Source organism: Arthrobacter pigmenti (assembly GCF_011927905.1).
GTDB classification, from domain to species: domain Bacteria; phylum Actinomycetota; class Actinomycetes; order Actinomycetales; family Micrococcaceae; genus Arthrobacter_D; species Arthrobacter_D pigmenti.
In genome coordinates this window covers 1,453,891-1,478,148 of the sequence record NZ_JAATJL010000001.1, presented here as the reverse complement: position 1 = coordinate 1,478,148, position 24,258 = coordinate 1,453,891, and the positions used below count along the sequence as shown (strand labels likewise).

The window sequence follows — 24,258 nt, the reverse complement described above, 5'->3', positions numbered from 1 at the left end:
GTGCTCCCGTGATTTACAGGACGTTGATAGCGCGGTCGGTCGGTGCCACCGGTGCGGGCAGTTTGGTGCGGCCCATCAGCCACTGATCCACCGCGGCGGCGCAGGCGCGCCCCTCGGCGATCGCCCACACGATAAGCGACTGCCCGCGTCCGGCATCTCCAGCGACGAAAATTCCGGGGGTGTTGGTCATGTAATAGCCATCACGCCCAACGTTACCGCGATCATCGAATTCGGCATCAAGCTGCTCTGTAATCCGTGCCGGTTCGGGGCCTGTGAAGCCCAGCGACAGGAACACCAGGTCAGCCGGAATATCCCGCTCAGTGCCGGCCTTGGGTACGCGGCGGCCATTGACGAACTCCGTCTCGGCAACCTTGACCGCCTTGAGCCGGCCATTTTCGCCAACGAACTCGACGGTTGACGCCAGGTAGGTGCGCTCACCGCCTTCCTCGTGGGCGCTGGCAACCTCGAAGAGCGTCGGGAACGTAGGCCAGGGCTGGTGCGCGGCGCGTTCTGCCGGCGGCTGCTGGCCGATCGCAAGGGTGGTGACCGAGGCGGCCTTGTGCCGGTGCGCCGTACCGAGGCAGTCCGCGCCCGTGTCGCCTCCGCCCAGGATGACCACATGCTTTCCCTCGGCGTGGATCTGATCCTCGACCTCATCTCCGGCTACCACGCGGTTCGCCTGGACCAGATAGTCCATGGCGAAGTGCACGCCGTCGAGTTCACGGCCGGGAATGGGCAGGTCGCGTGGGATGGTCGCACCAGTGGCGACAACAACGGCGTCGTACCGGCGGCGCAGCTGGTCCCAGCTGATGTCGCGACCAACGTCGACACCGGCCCGGAAGCGCGTGCCTTCAGCCCTCATCTGTTCAAGACGGCGATCGAGCTGGATTTTCTCCATCTTGAAGTCGGGAATGCCGTAGCGCAGCAGGCCCCCGATCCGGTCATCGCGCTCATACACCGCAACGGTGTGTCCTGCCCGGGTGAGCTGCTGTGCAGCAGCGAGCCCTGCGGGCCCGGACCCGACGACGGCAATAGTCTTGCCGGTGAGCCGCTCCGGCGGGTGGGGATGCACCCAGTCGTTGTCGAAAGCCTCGTCGATGATCGAGACTTCGACCTGCTTGATGGTCACCGGCGGCTGGTTGATGCCCAGCACACAGGAGGCCTCGCAGGGTGCCGGGCACAAGCGCCCGGTGAATTCCGGGAAGTTGTTGGTGGCATGGAGCCGGTCGATGGCTTCGCGGCCCTTGTCCCGCCACGTCAGGTCGTTCCACTCGGGAATGAGGTTGCCCAACGGGCAACCCTGATGGCAGAACGGGATCCCACAGTCCATGCAGCGGCCGGCCTGGCTTTTCAGGACGCCCTTCTCCTGGGCCTCGTACACTTCCTTCCAGTCCATGATCCGGACCGGAACGGGGCGCCGCGGCTGCGTCTGACGCTCGCGCACTTTCATGAATCCACGTGGATCAGCCACCGGTAACCTCCAAAATCCTGTTCCAGACCTCTTCTCCGTCAGGATCGAGACCCTCTTCAATGGCTGCGGCCCGCGCGTCGAGAACCCGTGCATAATCCCGTGGGAGAACCTTCGTCAACCGCGGAACAGTACCTTCGAAGTCGTCAAGCAGCGCAGCGGCGAGCGGGGACTCCGTTTCCTCCAGATGCTTGATAAGGAGCTGGCGGACAATCTCAACGTCTTCGGCGTCCAGCTCCACGAGCGCGAGTTCCCCGCTGCTCAGGGCCTGGGTATTCATTCGGTGCTCTTCAAGGTCCAGCACGTAGGCGGTCCCCCCGGACATGCCAGCTCCGAAGTTCCTGCCGGTTCGCCCAAGGATGAGCGTCTGCCCGCCGGTCATGTATTCGCAGCCATGATCGCCAATGCCTTCGACGACGGCGGTTGCACCCGAATTGCGCACGAGGAACCGCTCCCCCACCTGGCCGCGGAGAAAGATCTCACCGCTCGTGGCGCCGTAGCCGATGACGTTGCCCGCGATGACGTTGCGGTGGGCGGCAAACACGTTCGCCCGGTCAGGACGGACTATGATCCGGCCCCCGGAGAGACCCTTACCCACGTAGTCGTTCGAATCTCCGAACAAACGCAGGGTGATGCCGGCGGGCAGGAATGCGCCGAGGGATTGCCCGGCCTGACCGGTGAGCGTGACGTCGATGGTGTCCGTGGCGAGTGTCTCCACTCCGAAGCACCGCGTCACCTCGTGTCCAAGCATGGTGCCCACGGAGCGGTCCGTATTGACGACGTCCACCGTGATCCGCACGGGCGCACGGTGGTTCAACGCATCGCTGCTCATGTCGATCAGCTTGTTGTCGAAGTGCTGATCCAGCTCGTGATTCTGCGGCAACATGTTCCGCAACGGCGCATCGTCACCGAACTCGTTGCCGCGCAGGATCGGATCGAGGTCCAGGCCGTCGGCCTTCCAGTGGTCCACGGCCTTCTGGACGTCCAGCACCTCGCTGTGCCCAATCGCCTCATTCAGTGTGCGGAAGCCCAGCTCGGCCAGGAGTTCACGGACTTCCTCGGCAATGAACTCGAAGAAGTTCACAACGAACTCAGGCTTCCCGGTGAAACGGCTGCGCAGCTCCGGGTTCTGGGTGGCAACACCTACCGGACAGGTATCAAGGTGGCAGACGCGCATCATGATGCAGCCCGAAACAACGAGCGGCGCAGTCGCAAAGCCGAACTCCTCGCCTCCCAAAAGCGCAGCAATGAGCACGTCGCGGCCGGTCTTCAGTTGCCCGTCAACCTGGACCACCACGCGGTCGCGCAGTCCGTTCATCATGAGCGTCTGTTGGGTTTCGGCGACGCCCAGTTCCCAGGGCACACCGGCATGCTTCAGCGAGTTGAGCGGGCTGGCACCCGTTCCGCCGTCGTGCCCTGAGATGAGAACGACGTCGGCCTTGGCCTTGGTCACGCCTGCGGCAACCGTGCCGATACCCACCTCGGACACAAGCTTCACGTGTACGCGGGCGGAAGTATTGGCTCGCTTGAGGTCGTAGATCAGCTGCGCCAGGTCCTCGATGGAATAGATGTCGTGGTGCGGCGGAGGCGAGATCAGTGCCACGCCGGGCGTCGAATGACGCGTCCGTGCCACCCACGGGTATACCTTCTGGCTCATCAGCTGGCCGCCCTCGCCGGGTTTGGCGCCCTGGGCCATCTTGATCTGGATATCGTCCGCGTTGGTCAGGTAAAGACTCGTAACGCCGAACCGGCCGGAAGCAACCTGCTTGATGGCTGACCGCCGCTCCGGGTCCAGCAGCCGGTCCACATCTTCGCCGCCCTCGCCCGTGTTGGACTTGGCACCGATCCGGTTCATCGCAATGGCGAGTGTCTCGTGTGCTTCCTGCGAGATGGATCCGTAGCTCATCGCACCGGTGGAGAACCGCTTCACGATGCTCGAAACCGGCTCGACCTCTTCCAGCGGAACAGCCGGACGGAGACCCTTCTTGAATCCGAGCAGGCCACGGAGGGTCATGAGCTCGCGGGACTGGTCGTCAACACCGCGCGTGTAGGACTTGAAGATGTCATAGCGGCGTTCACGAGTGGCATGCTGCAGCCGGAAGACAGTCTCGGGATTGAACAGGTGCGGTGGGCCTTCGCGGCGCCACTGGTACTCGCCGCCGTTATCAAGGCTCCGGTACGGGTCCTCGATTCCGTCCTCAGGGTACGCGTTCTCGTGGCGGGCGGCAGCCTCCGCGGCGACGACGTCCAGCCCCACGCCGCCCAGCTGGGTCTGCGTGCCATGGAAGTATTCGTCGACGAGTTCCTGCGAAAGCCCCAGTGCCTCGAACGTCTGGGCGCCGCAATACGAGCTGACCGTTGAAATGCCCATCTTGGACATGATCTTCAGGACGCCCTTGCCGAGTCCCTTGATCAGGTTCGCCACGGCCTGCTCTGCAGTAACTCCGCGGATGTCGCCGTTGCGGACCAGTTCCTCACAGCTCTCCATCGCGAGGTACGGGTTGATGGCGGAGGCGCCGTAACCGATGAGCACAGCAACGTGGTGCACTTCCCGCACATCTCCGGCTTCCACGACCAGGGAGGTCTTGGTGCGGTTTGCGCTCTTGAGCAGGTGGTGATGCACCGCCGAGGTCAGCAGCAGCGACGGAATCGGCGCCCACTGAGCATTTGAATCGCGATCGGAGAGCACCACGAACTGGATTCCGCGGTTGATGGCGCTTGAGACCTGCTCACAAATTTCGGCCAGCCGCGCCCGAAGGGACGCTTCGCCGCCGTCAACCCGGTAGAGCCCGCGGATGCGCACCGTGAGGCGATCGCCGTCGTCGGACTCCAGATTGGCGATCTTCGCCAGTTCATCGTTGTTGATGACTGGAAAGTTCAGGGCGATCTGCTTCGCATGCACCTGGCTTGCGGACAGGAGGTTTCCATCCGGGCCGATCGTGACGCCCATCGAGGTGACCAGTTCCTCGCGGATGGCGTCAAGGGGTGGATTGGTGACCTGCGCGAAGGACTGCACGAAGTAGTCGAACAGAAGCCGTGGGCGCTTCGACAGCACGGCAACCGGCGTATCCGAGCCCATGGCTCCCAGGGGTTCGGCGCCCGCTTTCGCCATCGGGCCGAGCAGGATGCGCAACTCCTCCTGCGTGTACCCGAAGGTGCGCTGACGACGGTTGATGGAGGCTTTGGTGTGAACCACATGCTCGCGCTCGGGCAGGTCCTTCAGGTCGATCAGGTTCTCCTTGACCCACTCGCCCCACGGGTTCGCCGCTGCGATCTCGGCCTTGACCTCCTGGTCCTCGATGATCCGGCCGTCCTCGGTGTCCACCAGGAACATCTTGCCCGGGGAGACACGTCCCTTCCGGACTACCTTCGATGCTTCGACGTCGATAACCCCCACCTCGGAGGCGAGCACCACGAGTCCGTCTTCCATGACCCAGTAACGGGCAGGACGCAGCCCATTGCGGTCAAGCACGGCGCCCACAAGGCGCCCGTCAGTGAACGAGACGGCGGCGGGGCCATCCCAGGGCTCCATCAGCATGGAGTGGTACTGGTAGAAGGCCCGCCGGGCGGGGTCCATGGAGGCGTGGTTTTCCCATGCCTCCGGGATCATCATCATGATCGCGTGCGTGATCGGACGGCCCGCGAGCATGAGCAGCTCGGCTACCTCGTCGAAGGAGGCGGAGTCCGACGCACCGGGCGTGCAGATCGGGAACAGTTCCTCGGGCGACTCGCCCAGAAGCGGGTGCGCCAGCTGGGACTGGCGGGCACGCATCCAGTTGCGGTTGCCCTTGACGGTGTTGATCTCGCCGTTGTGCGCGATGGCACGGAACGGCTGGGCCAGGGGCCAGGACGGGAAGGTATTGGTGGAGAACCGTGAATGCACGATACCGAGCTTGGTCTTGAACCGGGGATCGGACAGGTCCGGGTAGAACGGCTCAAGCTGGGCCGTGGTGAGCATTCCCTTATAGACCATGGTGCGCGAGGACAGGGACGGGAAGTACACACCGTACTTGTTCTGGGCACGCTTCCGGAACCGGAACGCACGCGCGTCGAGGTCCCTGGCGTCGCTGTTCACGGGTGCGAGGAACAACTGGACGAAGTGGGGCATGCACGCCCTGGCCATCGCGCCGATCAGGTCCGCGGTGATAGGTACTTCCCGCCAGCCGAGAACGAGCAGGCCCTCGGATTCGGCGAGGGCCTCAAGCCCTGCACGGGCAGTTGCCTCTTCCTTGGCCTCGGCGGGCAGGAACGCGGTGCCGACCGCGTACATGCCGGCAGCGGGAAGATCGAAGTCGACGACGGCGCGAAAGAACTCGTCAGGGACCTGAGTCAGCAGCCCGGCGCCGTCCCCCGTACCCTCATCGGCACCGACCGCGCCACGGTGCTCGAGGTTGCGCAGGGCGGTGAGTGCGGCGTCGACGATGTCATGGCCGGGTTCGCCGCGCAGCGTCGCGATGACGGCCAGGCCGCAGGCGTCCTTCTCATTCTCCGGGTTGTACAGGCCCGTGGCTTCGGGATAGTCCGCGAAACGGGTGAACGGTGATTCGGCCGCGGAGGAGTTGCCGGCCTTAACGGTGGCTGGTGCAGTGATGCCATTGGGTGCAGTCATAGAAAGAGTCCTTCCCCCATGATGGAGCGTCGGGAGGGGACAGCTCTGGCCCCGGGCGCAGGTGCCTCACTAACTGGCAGCGCCGATTACATGTGCACATTGTATGACCGGTCTGCCAGCCGCCAGCAGGGACTGCGGGCAACGATTTGGGACAGTGCGGCCTGAATCATTTCCTGCCGGTACGGCGCGAAGCCGGTGAGCTAGCCTGTTGTACCGAACAGGGCCACTACGCTGTGACGGACGTCCAAGAGGGCGGTGGCCTGGGTGGACGCTACTTTCGGGAGTCTGATTCCCGGGGTTCCTCAGCGGCTGCGTCCGGCGAGGCGGATGGGCCTGAGGCGTCTTTTGTTTCTGAGAGATTACCATGGTCGGTCCGCATTCCGGCCGATGTGTCCGATGGCTGGACTTCTGTTCCCGTACCGTTACGTCCTTCCACGCCGATGGTTTCAGCCTTGGCGGAATCTTCGCCGGCGGGAATCTCGCCGTCGGCGTGTTTGTCAGGATTTTTACCGGCGGAGCCGGTGCTCCCCGCGATGCCTTCCTCCGAGGACGACGACGGCGCCGCGGATGCCCCGCCGGCAGCATCCCCTTCGGTTGGCTTGGGCGCCCTGCCGGGAAGGTAGACGGACGTCTGGTCCGTTCCCCGCTGCTTCATTGTGAGGTAGACGAAGATGACAAGGGCAGCCACGAGCACGAGGATGCTCGTCCAGACGTTGAGACGCTGCGTGAGGCCGAAGATGGTGATCAGTTCAGCGTCGTCGATCCGCAGTGCCTCAATCCAGACGCGACCCGCCGTGTAGTAAGCGGCGTACAGCCAGAACATGCGGCCGCCGCGCAGTCCGAACCTGCGATCGAGCAGGAGCAGCAGCGCGACCCCGACCAGGTTCCAGAGGGATTCGTACAGGAACGTGGGATGGAACAACGTTCCCGGGTCCGCCTCCGGCGGGAAGTTGGGGTGGTCCGCGTCGATCTCGAGACCCCACGGCAGTTCCGTCGGAGCGCCGAAGAGTTCCTGGTTGAACCAGTTGCCCCAACGCCCGATGGCCTGTGCAAGCAGCACACCCGGGGCAGCAGCGTCAGCGAACGCCGAGAGGCGAACGCCGGCACGGCGGCACCCGATCCACGCACCCACCGCTCCAAGGGCAACTGCTCCCCAGATACCGAGGCCGCCTTCCCAGATGCGCGGAATCCGCGACAGGTCTCCGTCCGGGCCGAAATAGGCATCCGGAGAGGAGAAGACGTGGTAGAGCCGCCCACCGATCAAGCCGAACGGGACCGCCCAAATGGCCACATCCCACACCACGTCAGGGTTGCCGCCGAATCTCTTCCACCGCGCGGACGTGAGCAGAAGAGCGACCACGATGCCGGCGAGGATGCACAGCGCATACAGGTGGATTGTCGCAGGACCAATGGTGAAGCTCGCCCATTCGGCGGGAGGACTCGGGATGCTGGCGGGGATCATGATCAGCCCTTCGGGGAACCGGAGCGCAGGCTCTTGGTCAATTCGGTGACAGCGGAAACGCCGCCGTCGCGGAGCGCCGCAACAAGCGCTGTACCGACAATCACGCCGTCGGCATAGGCTCCGATCTCACGGACATGTTCGGCGGTGGAGACGCCAAGACCTACGCAGGCCCGTTCTGCCCCCGCGCTGTGCGCCGCCGCCACGACTTCCCGCGCCGCGGAACTGACCGAAGCCCGCGCACCGGTGATGCCCATGATCGAGACCGCGTAGACGAACCCCCGCGTGGCCCGCACAGTCATTTCCATGCGTTCAGGCGAGGTGGAGGGCGCCACGAGAAAAACGCGGTCCAGGCCGAATTCGTCGGACGCTGCGATCCATTCTGCGGCCTCGTCGGGAATCAGGTCCGGGGTGATGAGCCCTGCCCCGCCCGCTTCGGCGAGCCTGCCCGCAAACTCGCGGACGCCGAAACGCATGACCGGGTTCCAGTAAGTCATGACCAGCACAGCCACGTCCGCGCGGCTGGTGATACCTGCGACCACATCGAAGATCTGGCGGACAGCGAACCCGTTGGCCAGTGCTTCGACGGTGGCCTCCTGGATGACCCGTCCATCCATGACCGGGTCGGAGTACGGGATGCCTATCTCGATGAGGTCCACGCCGTTCTCCGCCATTGCGATGCCGGCTTCGATCGTGGTTTCGACGTCCGGAAAGCCGGCCGGCAGGTAACCGATCAGTGCGGTACGGCCTTCCGACCGTGCCTTCTCGATTGCTGCCGCAGCTTTGCTGGAAATGGTGGTAGTCACAGCTGCTCCCCTTCCTGCCCGATCTCGGATTCGGCGCTGTCTTCCGGCAGCAGGTCGAACCATTCCGCGGCCGTGGCCACATCCTTGTCGCCGCGCCCGGACAGGTTCACCAGGACAACCTTCTCGGCTGCACTCCCGGTCTCGGCGAGCCGCCTACCCACCTTCAACGCCCCGGCGAGGGCATGTGCCGACTCGATTGCCGGGATGATGCCTTCCGTCCGGCACAGCAGGCTGAACGCTTCCATCGCTTCGGCGTCGGTAATCGGCTCGTAGGTAACCCGCCCGATATCGGCGAGGTAGGAGTGCTCAGGACCGACCCCCGGGTAGTCCAGCCCGGCGGAGATGGAATGCGACTCGATGGTCTGGCCGTCGTCGTCCTGCATCAGGTAGGACCTCGCGCCGTGGAGGACACCCGGCCGACCCAGCGTGATGGTCGCTGCGTGCCGGCCGGTTTCGACGCCGTCGCCGCCGGCCTCGAATCCGTACAACTCGACGCCCTGGTCATCAAGGAAGCCGTGGAAGATCCCGATGGCGTTTGAGCCGCCGCCGATGCAGGCGCAGACGGCGTCGGGCAGTTGGCCGGTCGCTTCGAGGATCTGCTCCCGCGCCTCATCGCCGATCACCTCGTGGAAGTACCGGACCATGGCGGGGAAAGGGTGGGCTCCAGCGGCGGTGCCAAGCAGGTAGTGCGTTGTGTGAACGTTAGCCACCCAGTCGCGCAGGGCGTCGTTGATGGCGTCCTTGAGCGTCTGTGATCCGTTGGTAACCGGTATGACTTCCGCTCCCAGGAGCTGCATGCGCGCCACGTTCAGGGCCTGCCGGCGGCAATCTTCCGCGCCCATGTAGACAACGCACTCGAGTCCGAGCAAGGCGGCAGCGGTAGCGCTGGCAACTCCGTGCTGTCCGGCGCCGGTCTCTGCGATCACGCGGGTTTTGCCCATGCGCTTGGCGAGCAGTGCCTGGCCAAGGACATTATTGATCTTGTGGGACCCGGTGTGGTTCAGGTCCTCGCGCTTGAGGAAAACCCGCACGCCGCCGGCGTGCTCTGAGAACCGGCGCGCCTCCGTCAGCAGGGATGGCCTGCCGGAGTAGCTCCGGTTGAGCTCAGCGACCTGCGCCAGGAAGTCCGGATCCGTTTTCGCGTTGTCGAACGTCTCCTCCAGCTCATCCAGTGCCGCGATCAGCGACTCGGGCATCCAACGCCCGCCGTATGCGCCGAAGTAGGGACCCTGGGCGTGCTGCAGAGAGCCGCCGGCGTTTTCCCCGGAGAGGAACGCTTCGGCAGCGTCTTCGACACCGGGCTGTGGATGTGGCGTGTCGGTCATGAACCTGCTGTCCTGTCGTGATTCGGGTGCTTCGAAGCCGCAGAACGGCGTCAGTTGTGCAGTGCGCTGCCGGCGCGTGTGAAAGTGCGCACGGTCGCTTCCGGGTTCTCATGGCGAACCAGTGCTTCCCCTACCAGGACCGCGTGGGCTCCCTCGGCGACGAACTGCTCGACGTCTGCGATATCCCGCACGCCGGATTCAGCCACTACGACCGCGCCTGCGGGGATAAGGCCCGCCAGAGTCCCGAATACCGATCGGTCGATGTCCAGGGTCTTCAGGTTCCGCACATTCACCCCGATGATCCGTCCCCCGAGGGCGACAGCACGTTCCACTTCCTCCGGGGTGTGTGTCTCCACCAGCGCATTCATTCCCAGCTCGTGCGTGAGCGCGAGAAGGGCACGGAGTTCCTCGTCAGGCAGGGCCGCGACAATAAGGAGAATCAGGTCCGCGCCATGCGCGCGTGCTTCCCAGATCTGGTACTCATCGACGGTGAAATCCTTACGGAGGATCGGCAGGTTCACCGATGCCCTGACGGCGTCCAGGTCAGCCAGCGAACCGCCGAAGCGGCGTTCCTCCGTGAGCACACTGACGACGGCGGCCCCACCGCGTTCGTACGCAGCGGCCAGTTCAGCGGGGTCCTGGATCTCCGAGAGGCTGCCCTTCGAGGGACTCTTTCGTTTGACCTCGGCGATGATGCGGACGCCGCTGTTGGATGCGTTCAGCGCGGCGAAGGCATCACGCGGAGCCGGCGCCTGCTCAGCCAGGGCTCGTACCTCCTCCAGTGCCACCCGCGACCTGCGTGCTGTCAGATCCTCACGGACCCCGTCAATGATGTCGTCCAGAACGCTCACTTAGTGCCCGGAGTTCTTGAGCTTGTGCCCGCCGACTCCGTAGCCGGCCTTCTTCAACACAACACCGAGGACAAGGCCCACGACCATCACGAGGGCACCGATCCAGAACAGGAGGGTTCCGGCGTCGTGATTTCCCTCGGTGCTCGCGAAGATATATGCGAACGAGGAAAGCGCAGCGCCCGCGAGCATGACGAATACGCAGGTCCACGCGGCAGGACTGTTGCCGTGTCCGATGGTTTCATCATGGGAAGCCGAGTGGCCGGCCATGCGGGCGTCGTCGGTGGACTGGGTTTCGGGCGCAGTTCTAGCCATGGTGCATCTCCTTGTGCTGTGTCTGTTGTCCATTCTGCCATTGATTCGCGCAGGTCGTTGATGTCGTGGATACGAAGACCAACGGGTCAGCGGGTGGGGTCGTCTCCCCTGCTCAGGCTGTCCCAACTGTCTATTTCATCCGCGTTGCTGTTCGTCTCCGTTGCGGGCTTTATCCGAACGGACTTCTCGTAGCGGCGCGCGGCGCTCCAACGGCGACCGGCGCCAAGAATCCAGAGTGCGCAAATGATCAGCAGAATGCCGGCGACGACGGCGACCCACGGCATGGGCGTGATTGCCACCGACACGCCCTGCGGTGCGCTTACGCCCAGCGCGTCGCCGATCGCCGGTGCTGCCGCGGGTGCCGGATCCAGGATGACGGCGAAACTGCTCCAGGCGATTCCCGCCCCAGCGACCATTAGGATCAGCGTGATGATCCAGCGTGCAACGGTTCCGGCGATGGAGGCGGCCAGGGCTGCCGCGAGACCGACGAGGGCGAACGCGGTGACTGCCGTGGCGGCGTCGGATCCCGGGACCTGGATTGACGGTGTCTGCACAGCATCCTGCGGGAGCAGAACGGATAGCCAGGTCTGGGTTGTGCTTCCGAACGCCGCCAGCGCTGCAACAACGGTTGCCAGAACCACTATGCCCTTGCGTCGTCTCAGCGGCGCCACAGCCGGTGCCGGTGATTCCTGGGTCATGCTCCATCTCTCCCAACGCTTGCATCGGTGGCCGGGCTAAGACTGGACGCGATCAGCGCCGCCCGAAGGGGCGCAGCGGCCTTGTTCACGCTCTCGAGCGCTTCGGCCTCAAGATCGGAGTCCGCGACGATGCCTCCGCCGGCCTGCACGTACGCCCGGTTGTCGCGGAGCAGTGCCGAGCGGATGGCGATCGCCATATCCATGTCTCCCGCGAAATCGAAGTAGCCGACCACTCCGCCGTAGATTCCGCGCTTGTGGGGCTCAAGTTCGTCGAGCAGGCGTAGCGCGCGCGGCTTGGGAGCCCCGGAGAGGGTGCCGGCGGGGAAGGTTGCAGCCAGGACGTCGTAGGCGGACTTCGATGTGTCAAGCTCACCGACCACGGTGGACACCAGGTGCATGATGTGGCTGAATCGCTCGACCTCCATGAACTGGGTTACGTCCACGGTGCCGGGACGGCACACCTTCGAGATGTCGTTGCGGGCAAGATCCACCAGCATGAGGTGCTCGGCGCGCTCCTTCTCATCCGCGAGCAGTTCTTCGGCCAGCGCGCGGTCCTGTTCACCCGTTTTCCCCCTCGGCCGTGACCCGGCGATGGGGTGTGTGATCACCTCTGCGCCGTTGACCGTCACCAGGGCCTCTGGTGAGGAGCCAACGATGGAGTAGGCCCGTCCGGCGGCGTCCTGCAGGCTGAAGAGGTACATGTAGGGGCTCGGGTTCGTGGTCCGCAGAACCCTGTAGACGTCCAGCGCCGACGCGTCGCAGTCGAGCTCGAAGCGGCGCGAGATCACCACCTGGAAGACTTCACCGTCGACGATCGCCTCCTTGCCTTTGTCGATCGCGGCAAGGTACCGGTCACGGTCCCAGCGCTCGCGGACCAGCGACATCAGGGTGGCGGTATCAACCGGACCTCCGGCAAGCACCGAAACCGGCTGGTCCGAGGCGGTCCCGAGCCTGGAGAGCATGCTGTTCACACGCCCCACGGCCTCGTGCCAGGCCTCGTCCACCCGTTCGGAGGAATCGTCGTAATTGATCGCGTTGGCGACCAGGGTGACCTTTCCGCCCGTGTTGTCATGGACCGCCATGTCAGTCACCAGGTTCATGGCGAGTTCGGGCAGGTCAAGGTCGTCTTCCGGCGGCGAGGTCAGGCGTTCCCAGTGACGCACCGATTCCCAGCCGATGAAACCGACCATGCCCGAGGTGAAGGGCGGAAGGCCCTCGAATCGTGGGGTCTGCAGGGCTTCCACGGTCTTGCGGAGGGCCTCTACCGGGTTCCCGTCCACTGGTACTCCGGCCGGCGGTTCGCCCAGCCAACGCGCCTCTCCGGACTCTGTGGTGAGTGTGGCGCGCGAATTCACTCCGATGAACGAATAGCGGGACCACACGCCGCCCTCCGCAGCCGATTCCATCAGGAAGGTGCCGGGATGAGAGTCCGTGAGCTTGCGGTAGATTCCGATGGGCGTGTGGGCGTCATCGAGCACGGTCAGGTGAACGGGTATGACGCGCCTGTCCTGCGCAAGCGCGCGGAACTCCTCAAGGCTGGGGCTGATCACTCCGAGCTCGTCCATGTGCTGCATCTTCCTTTTTCTGCACACCCAAGAGATGCGCCCACTATGGTTCTACCTGCTTGATTGTTCGGTAGTGCCGTTCTACACATGTAGTAAGCCGCTCCGTGTCATCTGGAGCCGATGACTGCGTCCAGTGACCTGCCCTCGAAGCAGGTTCGCGTGCCGGTGTGGCAAGCGGCGCCCACCTGGTCCACGCGCACCAGCAGGGCATCGCCGTCGCAATCCAGCGCAACCGACTTCACGAACTGCTTGTGGCCGGAGGTGTCCCCCTTGCGCCAGTACTCCCGGCGGGACCGCGAATAGAAGGTCACCCGTCCCGTGGTGAGTGTTCGGCGCAGCGCTTCATCATCCATCCAGCCGAGCATCAGCACCTCGCCGGTGGCGTCGTCCTGGATGATTGCCGCGACGAGGCCGGCGGCATCCCGTTTCAGCGCGCCGGCGACCGCCGGGTCGAGGGTTTGCTGCGAGTCTGCAGAAGCAGGATCCGGGGTGGCAGGGTGAATTGACATCGCCATTGATTCTAGTCGCGTGCGCCAACGAGAATTTGCATGGGGCTGCCCGCCTGAAGGAACCGATGCGGTATGAGCGTGCGAATCGCCCGGACAGCCGCGCAGGAATGCAGGCTGTCATGCTATTTTCAGCAGTGATGCATTTCGTAGATCCCTCACGTGTTGTCCTTGCCGAAACACTCCTTGCGGCCGGGCCTCACTCCCCTACGCTGTGTGACGGGTGGCAGACCAAGGAGCTCGCTGCCCACCTTTATCTGCGCGGCCACCGGCCGAGCGTGGGAATCGGCGCTCTGATCAAGCCCCTGGCCGTCGTTTCCGAGAAGGCTACCCGCAAATTGGCGGCGAAATCCGCAACGGCCGCGGCCTATGAGAAGTTGGTCGACGACTTCCAGAAGGGCCACCCGTTCTACTCGCCGATGCGGATTCCGTCGATCGATGCGAGCACGAACCTCATTGAGTACTTCGTCCATACCGAGGACGTGCGTCGCGCGCGCAGCCGGTGGGCGCCACGCGCGCTCGATGAAGAATATTCGAACGCCCTCTGGGACGAGCTGATCAAACGTGCAGCCATCCTTTACCGCGGGGTGGACCTCGGCATTGTGCTCGTTCGGCCGGACGGCCCGCGGCATGTGGCGAAGCGGGCACCCGTTTCGGTGGCGATCGTCGGTGAGCCCGGGGAACTCCTGATGCACGCACATGGCCGTACACGGCACGCCCTGGTTACTTTCGAAGGCCAACCCGACGCCGTCGCCCTGCTGGACAGCGCGGAAGTAGGACTCTGACGGCCGCCGTGCCGGGGGTGGTCCGGCTTACCTGACCGGGAAACCGGCGTCGCGGATTGCCTTCTTCACCTCGGCGATAGCGTTCACCGGACCGAAGTGAAATACCGACGCGGCGAGCACCGCATCGGCTCCAGCCTCCACCGCGGGCGGGAAGTGCGCAGGCTCGCCCGCGCCGCCGGAAGCAATCAGGGGAACCTTCACCGCTGCGCGGACTGCACGGATCATTGCCAGGTCGAAGCCCTGCTTCGTCCCGTCCGCATCGATCGAGTTCAGGAGGATCTCCCCCACCCCCCGGTCAGCCGCCTCACGCGCCCAGGCAACGGCGTCGATCCCGGTGCCTTTCCGTCCGCCGTGTGTGGTCACTTCGTAACCCGATGGTGTGGAGGCGTCGTGGGTACGGCGCGCATCGAGGCTCAGCACCAGTACCTGCGAGCCGAAGTGCGACGTAATTTCATCGATGACCTGGGGACGCGCTACGGCAGCGGTGTTGATGGACGCCTTGTCCGCGCCGAACCTCAAGAGCCTGTCGACGTCGGAAATCTGCCGCACGCCTCCACCGACTGTGAGTGGGATGAAGACTTCCTCAGCGGTCTGCGCGACAACATCGAAGGTGGTGTCGCGGTTACTCGATGACGCAGTGACATCGAGGAACGTCAGTTCGTCAGCGCCGGCGCGGTCGTAGCGGTGGGCAAGTTCAACCGGATCGCCTGCATCACGGAGGTCTTCGAAGTTGACGCCCTTCACCACCCGTCCGGCGTCGACGTCGAGGCACGGGATAACGCGGATTGCCACGGTCATGACCGTTCCCTTCCTAGATCCGGCAGGCGTGGATGGTGCTGACCAGGATGGCGCGTGCGCCGAGATCGTACAGCTCGTCCATGATCTGGTTGGTGCGGTTCCGTTTCACCATCGAGCGCACGGCAACCCACTCGGAGTCGCGAAGCGGCGACACGGTGGGCGACTCGAGTCCCGGGGTCAGCGCCGCCGCCTGGTCCACCAGCTCCTTGCGGATGTCGTAGTCAAGGAGCACATACTGACGCGCAACCAGCACACCCTGCAGCCGTCGGATGAGGATGTCCAGTCCCTCGGGGGCAGCGCCCTTCCTGCCGATGAGGATAGCCTCGCTGCGAAGAATAGGGTCCCCGAAAATTTCCATCCCCGCCGCTTTGAGCGTGTTACCGGTTTCGACGACGTCGGCAATAGCGTCCGCGACGCCGAGGCGCACGGAGGACTCCACCGCCCCGTCCAGGCGGACCACGGTGGCGCCGACTCCCTGCTCGGCGAGGAAGGCGCGCAGCAGGCCGTCGTAGCTGGTGGCCAGCCGACGTCCGTCGAGCTCCTTTACGGAAGAGAAATGGCCCACCGGACCGGCGAAGCGGAAGGTTGAGCCACCGAAGCCAAGCGGCAGCAGCTCCTCCGCGTTCACTTGAGCGTCCAGGAAGAGGTCGCGGCCGGTGATTCCGACGTCGAGCGTGCCGGCACCGACGTAGACGGCGATGTCACGCGGACGGAGGAAGAAAAACTCGATCTCGTTCTCGGGGTCCACCATAACCAGTTCGCGGGTGTCGCGGCGTTGGCGGTAGCCCGACTCGCCAAGCATGGCGGAAGCTGATTCTGACAGGGATCCCTTGTTGGGGACTGCTACTCGAAGCATTGGGGGTTCCTTCTGGGAGGAGGTTTCCTTGGGGCAAGCTCCTAGGCCGCGCGCGAATTCGTCAAGGAATGCCCGGCGCGCGGCTACAGATGCTTGTAGACGTCCTCAAGTGTGAGTCCCTTGGCAATCATCATCACCTGGAGGTGGTAGAGCAACTGCGAGATTTCCTCCGCTGCTTCCTCATTGGACTGGTACTCCGCGGCCATCCAGACCTCGGCCGCCTCTTCCACGACCTTCTTGCCGATGCCGTGCACCCCTGATTCCAGCTCGGTCACGGTGCGTGACCCGGAAGGACGGGCTGAGGCTTTCTCGCTCAGCTCAGCGAAGAGGGTGTCGAAGGATTTCACTCTGCCTAGGTTACTGGGTGGAGTCGGATACGCCGTATCCGGCCCGATGTATGTGACGAAGCTCTACCGGCGCCAGGGCTCGAGCGCCGCCACCATGGTGAGTGCGGCGACAGTTGCCTCATAACCCTTATCCTCGCTCGAGCCCGCGAGGCCCGCGCGGTCCAGTCCCTGATCCTCCGTGTCACAGGTAAGGACCCCGAAGCCCACCGGCACCCCGGTGCGGACGCTGACCTCGGTGAGTCCCGAGGTCGCGGCCTGGCAAACATAGTCGAAATGCGGGGTGCCACCACGGATCACAACACCGAGGGCGACGACGGCGTCGTAATGAGGTGCCAGCCTCGCGGCGGCGACGGGCAACTCGAAACTGCCGGGTACGTGCAGAACGTCCGGCTCGATTCCAGCCTCCGCGGCTGCGCGCCTGGCGCCGTCGAGCAGCCCGTCCATGATCGCGGTGTGCCAGCTCGCAGCAACGACGGCAAGCCGGACAGGTCTCTGCCGGGCAAATTCAGTGATGGTCGTGAGGTCAATACTGGGTGCGCCGTGGCCGCTCATGGTTCTCCTTATGAAAGTGCCGGTGATGGTTGGTGGGCGTTCAGCTCTGCTGGACGATCTTTTCCTGCGGCTTATCCAGGTGCTCCTGCAGGTGGGAGAGCTGGTGGTTCAATCGGTCGCGCTTGGTTTCGAGGTAACGCCTGTTCTCCAGCCGCGACGGGATCTGCGAAGGCACCATGGATACAACGGCGATCCCATAGCGCTCAAGGTGGTCGCGTTTAAGCGGATTGTTGCTGAGCAGCCGGATCCGGGTCATTCCAAGCTCCTCCAGGATCTCTGCGGCCACCTGGTATTCGCGGGCGTCCACGGGCAGTCCGAGCTGCTCGTTCGCCTCGACTGTGTCCGCTCCGTTCTCCTGCAGCGCGTAGGCCCTCAGCTTGTTCGCGAGCCCAATCCCCCTGCCCTCCTGGCCGCGCAGGTAGAGCACCAATCCACCCTGTTCCTGGATGAGTTCCAGAGCCTGTTCCAGCTGCTCACCGCAGTCGCACCGGTGGGAACCGAAAACGTCTCCGGTCAGGCATTCGGAGTGCAGGCGCACCAATGGGACCTCACCTGGATCGCCGTTCCCGGGCGCGGATATGCTCAAATGTTCAACAGCTGACTCTGACACGGTCCACGCCCGCCCGCGAAAAGTCCCGAACGCCGTCGGGATTGCCACCTCAGGTCCTCCCGTCACCGTGCTCATTCGACGCTCCCAGCTCCAGGCGCAGCAAGGTAGGCAGCCAGGTCCTCGATCGAAATCAGCGGGGCGCCGTGCGTCGTCGCGAACTCGCGGAGCGCCGGCAGGCGCATCATGGCGCCGTCGTCGTGTGTCACTTCGGCGATCACTGCGGCTTGCTCCAGGCCCGCGAGCCGGCACAAGTCAATCGCCGCCTCGGTGTGGCCCCGCCGCACTTGCACGCCGCCTTCCACGGCGCGCAGCGGGAATATGTGCCCGGGCCGGGTGAGGTCGGCGGCCGACGACGACGGCGACGCCAGGGTCCGCGCCGTCAGCGCCCGGTCAGCAGCACTGATCCCGGTGCTCACCCCCTGGGCCGCATCGCAGGACACGGTGTACGCGGTCTGCTTGGCATCCTGGTTATCAGCGACCATGGCGGGCAGGTCGAGGCGATCCGCCGCTTCACCGGTCAGCGGAACGCACAGCACCCCGGACGAGTAGCGGATGGTCCACCCCGTCAGTTCCGGCGTTGCGAACCGTGCGGCGAAGATGATGTCGCCCTCGTTCTCGCGATTCGCATCATCGACGACGACGACGGCCCGCCCCGCGGCGATTGCCGCCACCGCCGCCTCCACCGGGTCAAGGGCGATGGCCTGCACACCGACGTCGACGGTTCCCGCCTGTGCGATCCCCGTACTCCGTGCTGTCTGCGGCGCGCTCATTCCTGGCCTCCGTTTGAAGCGAAGCCCAGCAGCCGCTCAGCATATTTGGCGAGGACGTCCATCTCCAGATTCACACGGTCGCCGGCCTCCTTGGCGCCGAGGCCTGTTTCGCTCAGGGTGGTTGGGATGAGTCCGACTTCGAACCATGGCTCCGCCGCCCCCGCATCACTCACCGCGGTCACAGTGAGGGACACCCCGTCCACCGCGATCGAGCCCTTCTGAGCTGCGTAGCGGTCGAGCGGTGCGGGCACGCTGAAACGGAGCCGTTCCCACGAGCCGAGGTCCTCACGTTCGAGCAGAACACCAACGCCGTCGACGTGCCCCTGGACCACGTGCCCGTCCAACCGCCCTCCGGCCGGGACGCAGCGTTCCAGGTTGACAGAGTCCCCCGGTGCCAGCTCGCCGGTTGTGGTGAGAGTGAGGGTTTCGCCCATAACGTCAACGCGAATACGTGAATCGCTGATTTCGGTCGCAGTGAGGCAGACACCGTTTACAGCGATCGAACCGCCGGACTGCAGGCCAAGCCCGGTTTCCCCGGCATCGAACTCCAGTACCGCGCTGTCCCCGTCCTGCTGGATGGAGACCACAGTGCCCTGTCCGGACACAATTCCTGTGAACACTCACGAGCCTTTCGCTGGGTGCGCCGGAGGAGGCGCAATGGGTTTGAAGTGCAGACGGACGTCGTCGCCCAACTGGGTGAGGGGAGCCGCGCCATCCGGGTCAAGACGCCACACATGCGCGTCGGCCAATGTTGCGACGCCGAGCCGCTGGAACGCCGGGATGCCCGCACCGAGCAGCATCGGTGCAATGTAGGTAAACAGTTCGTCCACCAGGTCGGCCATGAGGAACACACCGGCCAGCTGTGGTCCGCCCTCCACGAGGACATGGCGGACACCGCGGGCATGAAGCTCGTTCAGTGCCGCGTGTGGGTCATGGGTTCGGAGGTGGACGAATCCTTCTCCCCGGATCGCTGCGCCCTCCGGGACATTCCGGAAACCCATTGCCACCCGAAGTGGCTGACGAGGTGCATCAGCGCCGTCGAGTGCACGGGCAGTCAGTTGCGGGTTGTCGGCAAGCACAGTGCCCGTGCCGACCAGCACGGCATCGACACGCGCGCGAATTGCGTGGCCGTCAGCGCGGGCATGCGGACCGGTGATCCACTGGCTTGACCCGTCCGCTGCGGCGGACTGGGAATCCAGGCTCTGCGCGACCTTGACGGTCACAAACGGACGTTGTTCCTGAATTGCGTTCCCCCAGCGCCGGTTCAGTTCCTCGGCGGCTTCGGCAAGAAGTCCACCGACGACGTCGATCCCCTGCCCGGCGAGCCACGCGGCACCTCCCGCTGCCGCTGGGTTCGCATCAGCCGCGGCGTACACCACACGACGGATCCCCGTCCCGGCAATCGCCTGGGTACAGGGGCCGGTGCGGCCGGTATGGTTGCACGGTTCGAGGGTAACCACCATGGTGCAGCCGGACGGATTGATACCCTGCTGGGCGGCGTTCTTGAGGGCGGCGATCTCCGCGTGGTCCGTGCCTGCGCCGAGGTGCGCGCCACTGGCGACCATGGCGCCGTCGTCGTCGAGGATGACCGCCCCGACGAGCGGGTTCGCTCCCCGCACTCCCTGTCCGGCCAGCAGCAGGGCGTTCTCCATAGCCATCATCTCGGCCGCGGAAATGCTGTGCCCGGCGGTCATGGGAGGCTCGGTTCAGGTATCGCGCCGGACTGCTCATCGGTCTGGGACCTGCGCTGCGCGCGCGCCCACACCACGAAGCCCACGAGCGTGAAGATTCCGTAGAACAGGTACATGAAGGCGGACGCGTAGTAGCCGGCGCTGAAAAGTAGCGGGACTCCGACCACGTCGACAGCCACCCAGATGAGCCAGAATTCCACCCACCCCTTCGCCATGCCGAAGGTGGCAAGCAGGGAGCCGACGAAGGTCCAGGCATCCGCCCAGACCGGCTCATAGGAGCCCAACGCCCGAAACAGCGGCGTGAGCGCCACGGTACCGAGGATCATGGCGGCGACAAGGCCGATCCGCGCGCGGCTGGATGCCCAGCGCGGGGTAATCGCGGTCCCAGCGTATGAGCGGGCTTGCCGCCAGCGGCGCCACCCATAGATCGCTACTGCGATGAACATGACCTGCCGGGCGGCCTGTCCGAGCAGGTTGGCCGTGGATACACCGCCAAAAACCGAGCCGAGGAAGACGGTAAGCAGAAGGAGGTTTCCGGCGATACCCACGGGCCAGGCCCAGACTTTCCGGCGCATGCCGCCCAGGGCGCTCAGCAGGCCGAAGACATTCCCGAGAACTTCCCGGACAAGCAGCGGACTGCCTCCGATGAAGATCTGGGCTTCGAAGAGCCACCGCAGAAATTCCATGTCGTTCCCTCAAGCTCGCGATTGCGGCTCCGGGGTCAACAAGACAGCGCCCGGCGGGCACTGGGAATCGACGCGCGAACGCCGACAACGGTGCACAGCCAAGGGCTGCACGTGCTTCTCCCATCCAGACTTTAACTGTCGGTGCCGGAATTTCACCGGCTCAACCGTTTGCTGCTGTCTCCAGCAGCGCGCGGGTCGCGGACTATAACCGCCGGTTCGGACTTACACCGACCCCGGAGCACGTTGTACGAGGGATATTCTTCCACACCTGTGCCAAGCGCGCGCCCCGCGCGTCACGAAGTGAGATCAACCTCTCGCTGAATGCTCAGATGAATACCGTTCCGACGCGCCAAAGCGTCATCATCCGAGCACGCAACGGAGGAACGGGCGTCACTTCGCGGGCTTGGGCTCTGTCTTTGAGTCCGCCTTTGCGTCCGGTTTCGCGACTGGTTTTGCGTCGACGCCTGCCTCCTTGCGCTGCTGCGCGGTGATTGGCGCGGGAGCCGCCGTCAGCGGGTCATAGCCGCCGCCGGACTTCGGGAACGCAATGACGTCGCGGATGGAGTCGGTGCCTGCCAGGAGAGCAACCACGCGGTCCCAACCGAAGGCGATACCGCCATGCGGAGGCGCGCCGTACTTGAAGCCCTCAAGCAGGAAGCCGAACTTCTCCTGGGCGTCCTCCGCGCTCAAGCCCATGACCGCGAAAACGCGTTCCTGGACATCACGCTGGTGAATACGGATGGACCCGCCGCCGATCTCGTTGCCGTTGCACACGATGTCGTATGCATAGGCCAGGGCGCTGCCCGGGTCGGTGTCAAAGCTGTCCACATACTCCGGCTTCGGCGAGGTGAAGGCGTGGTGCACCGCTGTCCATGCTCCGGATCCGACGGCAACGTCACCGGCCGCTACAGCCTCCGACGCAGGCTCGAACATCGGCGCATCCACCACCCAAGCGAACGCCCAGGCGGTGGGGTCGATCAACCCGGTCCTGTGCCCAATCTCGACCCGGGCCGCGCCCAGCAGCGCGCGCGACGATGGCTTCTCACCTGCGGCGAAGAAGATGCAGTCACCCGGTTTCGCTCCCACAGCGGCGGCCAGGCCCTCCCGCTCGATGTCCGTGAGGTTCTTTGCAACGGGACCGCGGAGGCTGCCGTCGTCGTCGATCAGGACGTACGCGAGCCCCTTCGCGCCACGCTGCTTGGCCCACTCCTGCCACGCGTCGAGCTGGCGGCGCGGCTGGGCGGCACCGCCGGGCATGACCACGGCGCCCACGTACCCGGCCTTGAACACGCCGAACTCCGTGTCCTTGAAGTACTCGGTGAGTTCTGTCAGTTCAAGGCCGAAGCGGAGGTCCGGCTTGTCGGAGCCGTAGCGTGCCATCGCGTCGGCGTACGTCATGCGCTGAATGGGCATCGGGATCTCGACGTCGATCAGGCGCCAGAGGGCTTTGACCACCTGCTCGCCGAGGGCGATGATGTCGTCCTGCTCAACGAAGCTCGCCTCGATATCCAGCTGGGTGAACTCGGGCTGCCGGTCGGCGCGGAAGTCTTCATCGCGGTAACAGCGCGCGATCTGATAGTACTTCTCGAACCCGCCCACCTGGAGGAGCTGCTTGAACAACTGCGGCGACTGCGGGAGGGCGTACCAGGAACCGGGTGCAAGACGCGCCGGCACCACGAAGTCGCGAGCGCCTTCCGGAGTGGAACGCGTCAGGGTGGGGGTTTCAATCTCCACATAACCGTCGGCGTGCAACAGCTCGCGGGCAACCCGGTTGGCCTCGGAACGCAGCCGGAGGTTGGCGTTCGGCGCCGGACGCCGAAGGTCGAGATAGCGGTGCTTCAGGCGGGCTTCCTCGCCGACCTCCACGTGCTCATCAATCTGGAAGGGCAGCGGATCCGAGGTGTTGAGGATCTCCACCTTCTCCGCAATGACTTCAATTTCGCCCGTTCCGAGGGCGGGATTCTCGTTTCCCTCCGGACGCTTCTCGACGGTGCCGATAATCTGCAGGACGTATTCGTTGCGCAGGGAAGAGAACACGTCCTCCTCCCGCACCACCACCTGGGCAACACCTGAGGCATCGCGCAGATCCAGGAATGCCACGCCACCGTGATCACGACGGCGGGCCACCCATCCGGCGAGGGTTACGGTTTGTCCAATGTGCCCGGTCCGTAGCGAACCAAGGTCATGTGTGCGCAGCACAGCATTCCTTCCGGTGTGATTGACTCTAGAGAAATTCGATCGATCCGTTCGAGTTTACCGTTGGAAAGCACGCACCTTCGGCCACCTCGAAGTCACCGGAAAGGGAACCGGCGCATGTCGCAGGCACTTAACAGGCAACTCGGCGGCTTCGATGCGACGACGGTGGGCGTTGGATCGATGATCGGCGCCGGCGTCTTCGTGGTGTTCGCACCAGCCGCTGTCGCCGCCGGGCCACTGCTTCCATTGGCCGTTGTCCTCGCCGGCATCGTGGCCTACGCCAACGCCGCCGCGTCCGCCCAGCTCGCCGCAGTCCACCCCTTCAGCGGCGGGGCTTATCTCTACGGTCGGCGCCAGCTCGGCGCCTGGCCGGGATTTCTGGCCGGGTGGAGCTTCGTGACCGGCAAGTCAGCCTCCTGCGCCGCGATGGCGCTGACGTTCGGGCTGTACGCCGCCCCCGGCTGGGAGAAGCCCACCGCAGTCGCAGCCGTAGCCGCCCTGACCGCCGTCAACCTGCTGGGCGTCACCCGCACCGCGCTGATGACCCGCATCATTGTGTCGCTGGTTGTCCCGGTGCTGGCTTTTGTCATCGTCGCTGCTTTTGCACGGCCCGACGCCGGCACCGCCGCAGCCGCCGTCCCTCTCGAAGCATCCCCGTGGGGAGTGCTGCAGGCCGCGGCACTCATCTTCTTCGCGTTCGCCGGTTACGCCCGGATCGCCACCATGGGCGAGGAGGTCCGCGATCCCTCCCGCAATATTCCCAGGGCGATCTTCGGCGCGTTCGGGTTCACGCTCGCGCTCTACCTCCTGCTCGCTTTCGCGCTGCTTCACGCGTTGGGCGCCGGGGCGTTAGCCGAGTCAACGGCACCGCTTACGGAGGTCTTTCCTGCGGGAGAGTCGATTCCAGCAATCGCCGTCACCATAGCGGCGGCCCTGGCCAGCCTGGGGGCCCTGCTCGCGCTGATCAGCGGAATCGCGCGCACGAGCCTGGCAATGGCGCGCGAGGGAGACCTGCCGCGCATGTTCCGCGCGGTGTCTTCCCGCCACGCGACGCCATTCGTCGCCGAGGTGACGACCGCCGTCGTCGTCGTTGTCCTTCTGCTGGTGACGGACATACTGACCGTCGTCGGGTTTTCCAGCTTCGGCGTACTGATCTACTACGCGGTGGCCAACCTGTCTGCGATCACGCTCAGCTCGCGGCCCTGGTATGCGCCGCGGGCGCTGAACGTCATCGGACTGCTCGGATGCCTTGTGCTCGCCTTCACCCTGCCGCCGGTTTCAGTCCTGACGATGGCAGCGGTTCTTGCCCTTGGACTTGGCGGGCGGGCGATCGCCGTCCTCGTGCGTCGCCGGCACGCCTCATAAGCC

General features: G+C 64.9%; 22 protein-coding genes and 1 riboswitch. Of the genes, 2 read left to right on the top strand and 20 right to left on the bottom strand.

What is annotated here, in order from left to right; all coding sequences use genetic code 11:
• Positions 1-13: 13 nt before the first annotated feature.
• From BJ994_RS06755 to hisI, 10 genes are all read right to left on the bottom strand, one after another.
• On the bottom strand, positions 14-1,471 hold the full coding sequence (locus tag BJ994_RS06755) for a glutamate synthase small subunit (protein ID WP_167992752.1): 1,458 nt from the start codon (positions 1,469-1,471) through the stop codon (positions 14-16).
• Complete coding sequence (gltB, locus tag BJ994_RS06750) at positions 1,464-6,077, bottom strand: glutamate synthase large subunit (protein WP_167992751.1); 4,614 nt, start codon at positions 6,075-6,077, stop codon at positions 1,464-1,466. Before gltB ends, BJ994_RS06755 begins: the two co-directional genes overlap by 8 nt.
• Positions 6,078-6,348: 271 nt before the next feature.
• The gene (gene lgt, locus BJ994_RS06745) at positions 6,349-7,539 is read right to left on the bottom strand and encodes a prolipoprotein diacylglyceryl transferase (RefSeq protein WP_167992750.1); all 1,191 of its coding nucleotides are present in this window, start codon (positions 7,537-7,539) and stop codon (positions 6,349-6,351) included.
• A gap of 2 nt (positions 7,540-7,541) precedes the next feature.
• On the bottom strand, positions 7,542-8,342 hold the full coding sequence (trpA, locus tag BJ994_RS06740; RefSeq protein WP_342450308.1) for a tryptophan synthase subunit alpha: 801 nt from the start codon (positions 8,340-8,342) through the stop codon (positions 7,542-7,544).
• Complete coding sequence (trpB, locus tag BJ994_RS06735; protein WP_167992748.1) at positions 8,339-9,667, bottom strand: tryptophan synthase subunit beta; 1,329 nt, start codon at positions 9,665-9,667, stop codon at positions 8,339-8,341. Before trpB ends, trpA begins: the two co-directional genes overlap by 4 nt.
• A gap of 50 nt (positions 9,668-9,717) precedes the next feature.
• On the bottom strand, positions 9,718-10,518 hold the full coding sequence (gene trpC, locus BJ994_RS06730) for an indole-3-glycerol phosphate synthase TrpC (protein WP_167992745.1): 801 nt from the start codon (positions 10,516-10,518) through the stop codon (positions 9,718-9,720).
• Entirely contained in the window at positions 10,519-10,830 is a 312-nt protein-coding gene (locus BJ994_RS06725; RefSeq protein WP_425339370.1) for an HGxxPAAW family protein, read from the bottom strand.
• Positions 10,831-10,916: 86 nt separating this feature from the next.
• On the bottom strand, positions 10,917-11,528 hold the full coding sequence (locus BJ994_RS06720; RefSeq protein WP_167992743.1) for a Trp biosynthesis-associated membrane protein: 612 nt from the start codon (positions 11,526-11,528) through the stop codon (positions 10,917-10,919).
• Complete coding sequence (locus BJ994_RS06715; RefSeq protein WP_167992741.1) at positions 11,525-13,093, bottom strand: anthranilate synthase component I; 1,569 nt, start codon at positions 13,091-13,093, stop codon at positions 11,525-11,527. Before BJ994_RS06715 ends, BJ994_RS06720 begins: the two co-directional genes overlap by 4 nt.
• Positions 13,094-13,200: 107 nt before the next feature.
• A complete protein-coding gene (gene hisI / locus BJ994_RS06710) occupies positions 13,201-13,602 on the bottom strand; it encodes a phosphoribosyl-AMP cyclohydrolase (protein ID WP_167992740.1) in 402 nt (133 codons plus the stop codon).
• A 137-nt stretch (positions 13,603-13,739) separates the two neighbouring features.
• Here hisI and BJ994_RS06705 point away from each other — a divergent pair, with 137 nt between their 5' ends.
• The gene (locus BJ994_RS06705) at positions 13,740-14,384 is read left to right on the top strand and encodes a TIGR03085 family metal-binding protein (protein WP_167995901.1); all 645 of its coding nucleotides are present in this window, start codon (positions 13,740-13,742) and stop codon (positions 14,382-14,384) included.
• Between the two features lie 27 nt (positions 14,385-14,411).
• Here the strand turns inward: BJ994_RS06705 and hisF are convergent, their stop codons facing one another.
• The 10 genes from hisF to aspS all read right to left on the bottom strand — a co-directional run bounded on the left by hisF (position 14,412) and on the right by aspS (position 22,893).
• Positions 14,412-15,182: an imidazole glycerol phosphate synthase subunit HisF gene (gene hisF, locus BJ994_RS06700; RefSeq protein WP_167992739.1), complete on the bottom strand. Its 771-nt coding sequence runs from the start codon at positions 15,180-15,182 to the stop codon at positions 14,412-14,414.
• Between the two features lie 13 nt (positions 15,183-15,195).
• Complete coding sequence (gene hisG / locus BJ994_RS06695; RefSeq protein WP_167992738.1) at positions 15,196-16,038, bottom strand: ATP phosphoribosyltransferase; 843 nt, start codon at positions 16,036-16,038, stop codon at positions 15,196-15,198.
• Between the two features lie 83 nt (positions 16,039-16,121).
• Positions 16,122-16,385 carry a phosphoribosyl-ATP diphosphatase gene (locus BJ994_RS06690; protein WP_167992737.1) on the bottom strand — a complete coding sequence of 88 codons (264 nt, stop codon included), beginning with the start codon at positions 16,383-16,385 and terminating at the stop codon, positions 16,122-16,124.
• A 63-nt stretch (positions 16,386-16,448) separates the two neighbouring features.
• Positions 16,449-16,937, bottom strand: coding sequence for a 6,7-dimethyl-8-ribityllumazine synthase (gene ribH, locus BJ994_RS06685; RefSeq protein ID WP_167992736.1), 489 nt, complete (start codon positions 16,935-16,937; stop codon positions 16,449-16,451).
• A 40-nt stretch (positions 16,938-16,977) separates the two neighbouring features.
• Entirely contained in the window at positions 16,978-17,622 is a 645-nt protein-coding gene (gene ribA, locus BJ994_RS06680) for a GTP cyclohydrolase II (protein ID WP_167992735.1), read from the bottom strand.
• Positions 17,619-18,317: a 3,4-dihydroxy-2-butanone-4-phosphate synthase gene (gene ribB / locus BJ994_RS06675; protein WP_167992733.1), complete on the bottom strand. Its 699-nt coding sequence runs from the start codon at positions 18,315-18,317 to the stop codon at positions 17,619-17,621. The genes ribA and ribB overlap by 4 nt, the downstream gene beginning before the upstream one ends.
• Positions 18,314-18,937: a riboflavin synthase gene (locus BJ994_RS06670; RefSeq protein WP_167992730.1), complete on the bottom strand. Its 624-nt coding sequence runs from the start codon at positions 18,935-18,937 to the stop codon at positions 18,314-18,316. The genes ribB and BJ994_RS06670 overlap by 4 nt, the downstream gene beginning before the upstream one ends.
• Complete coding sequence (gene ribD / locus BJ994_RS06665) at positions 18,938-20,011, bottom strand: bifunctional diaminohydroxyphosphoribosylaminopyrimidine deaminase/5-amino-6-(5-phosphoribosylamino)uracil reductase RibD (RefSeq protein ID WP_167992727.1); 1,074 nt, start codon at positions 20,009-20,011, stop codon at positions 18,938-18,940.
• Positions 20,008-20,694, bottom strand: coding sequence for a nicotinamide riboside transporter PnuC (gene pnuC, locus BJ994_RS06660; RefSeq protein ID WP_167992725.1), 687 nt, complete (start codon positions 20,692-20,694; stop codon positions 20,008-20,010). The genes ribD and pnuC overlap by 4 nt, the downstream gene beginning before the upstream one ends.
• Before the next feature lie 108 nt (positions 20,695-20,802).
• A riboswitch (FMN riboswitch) is annotated at positions 20,803-20,939 on the bottom strand.
• Positions 20,940-21,084: 145 nt separating this feature from the next.
• On the bottom strand, positions 21,085-22,893 hold the full coding sequence (gene aspS, locus BJ994_RS06655) for an aspartate--tRNA ligase (RefSeq protein WP_167992722.1): 1,809 nt from the start codon (positions 22,891-22,893) through the stop codon (positions 21,085-21,087).
• 114 nt (positions 22,894-23,007) lie between these two features.
• Between aspS and BJ994_RS06650 the strand changes: the two genes are divergently transcribed.
• Entirely contained in the window at positions 23,008-24,255 is a 1,248-nt protein-coding gene (locus BJ994_RS06650) for an APC family permease (protein WP_167992721.1), read from the top strand.
• The last annotated feature ends 3 nt before the right edge of the window (positions 24,256-24,258 follow it).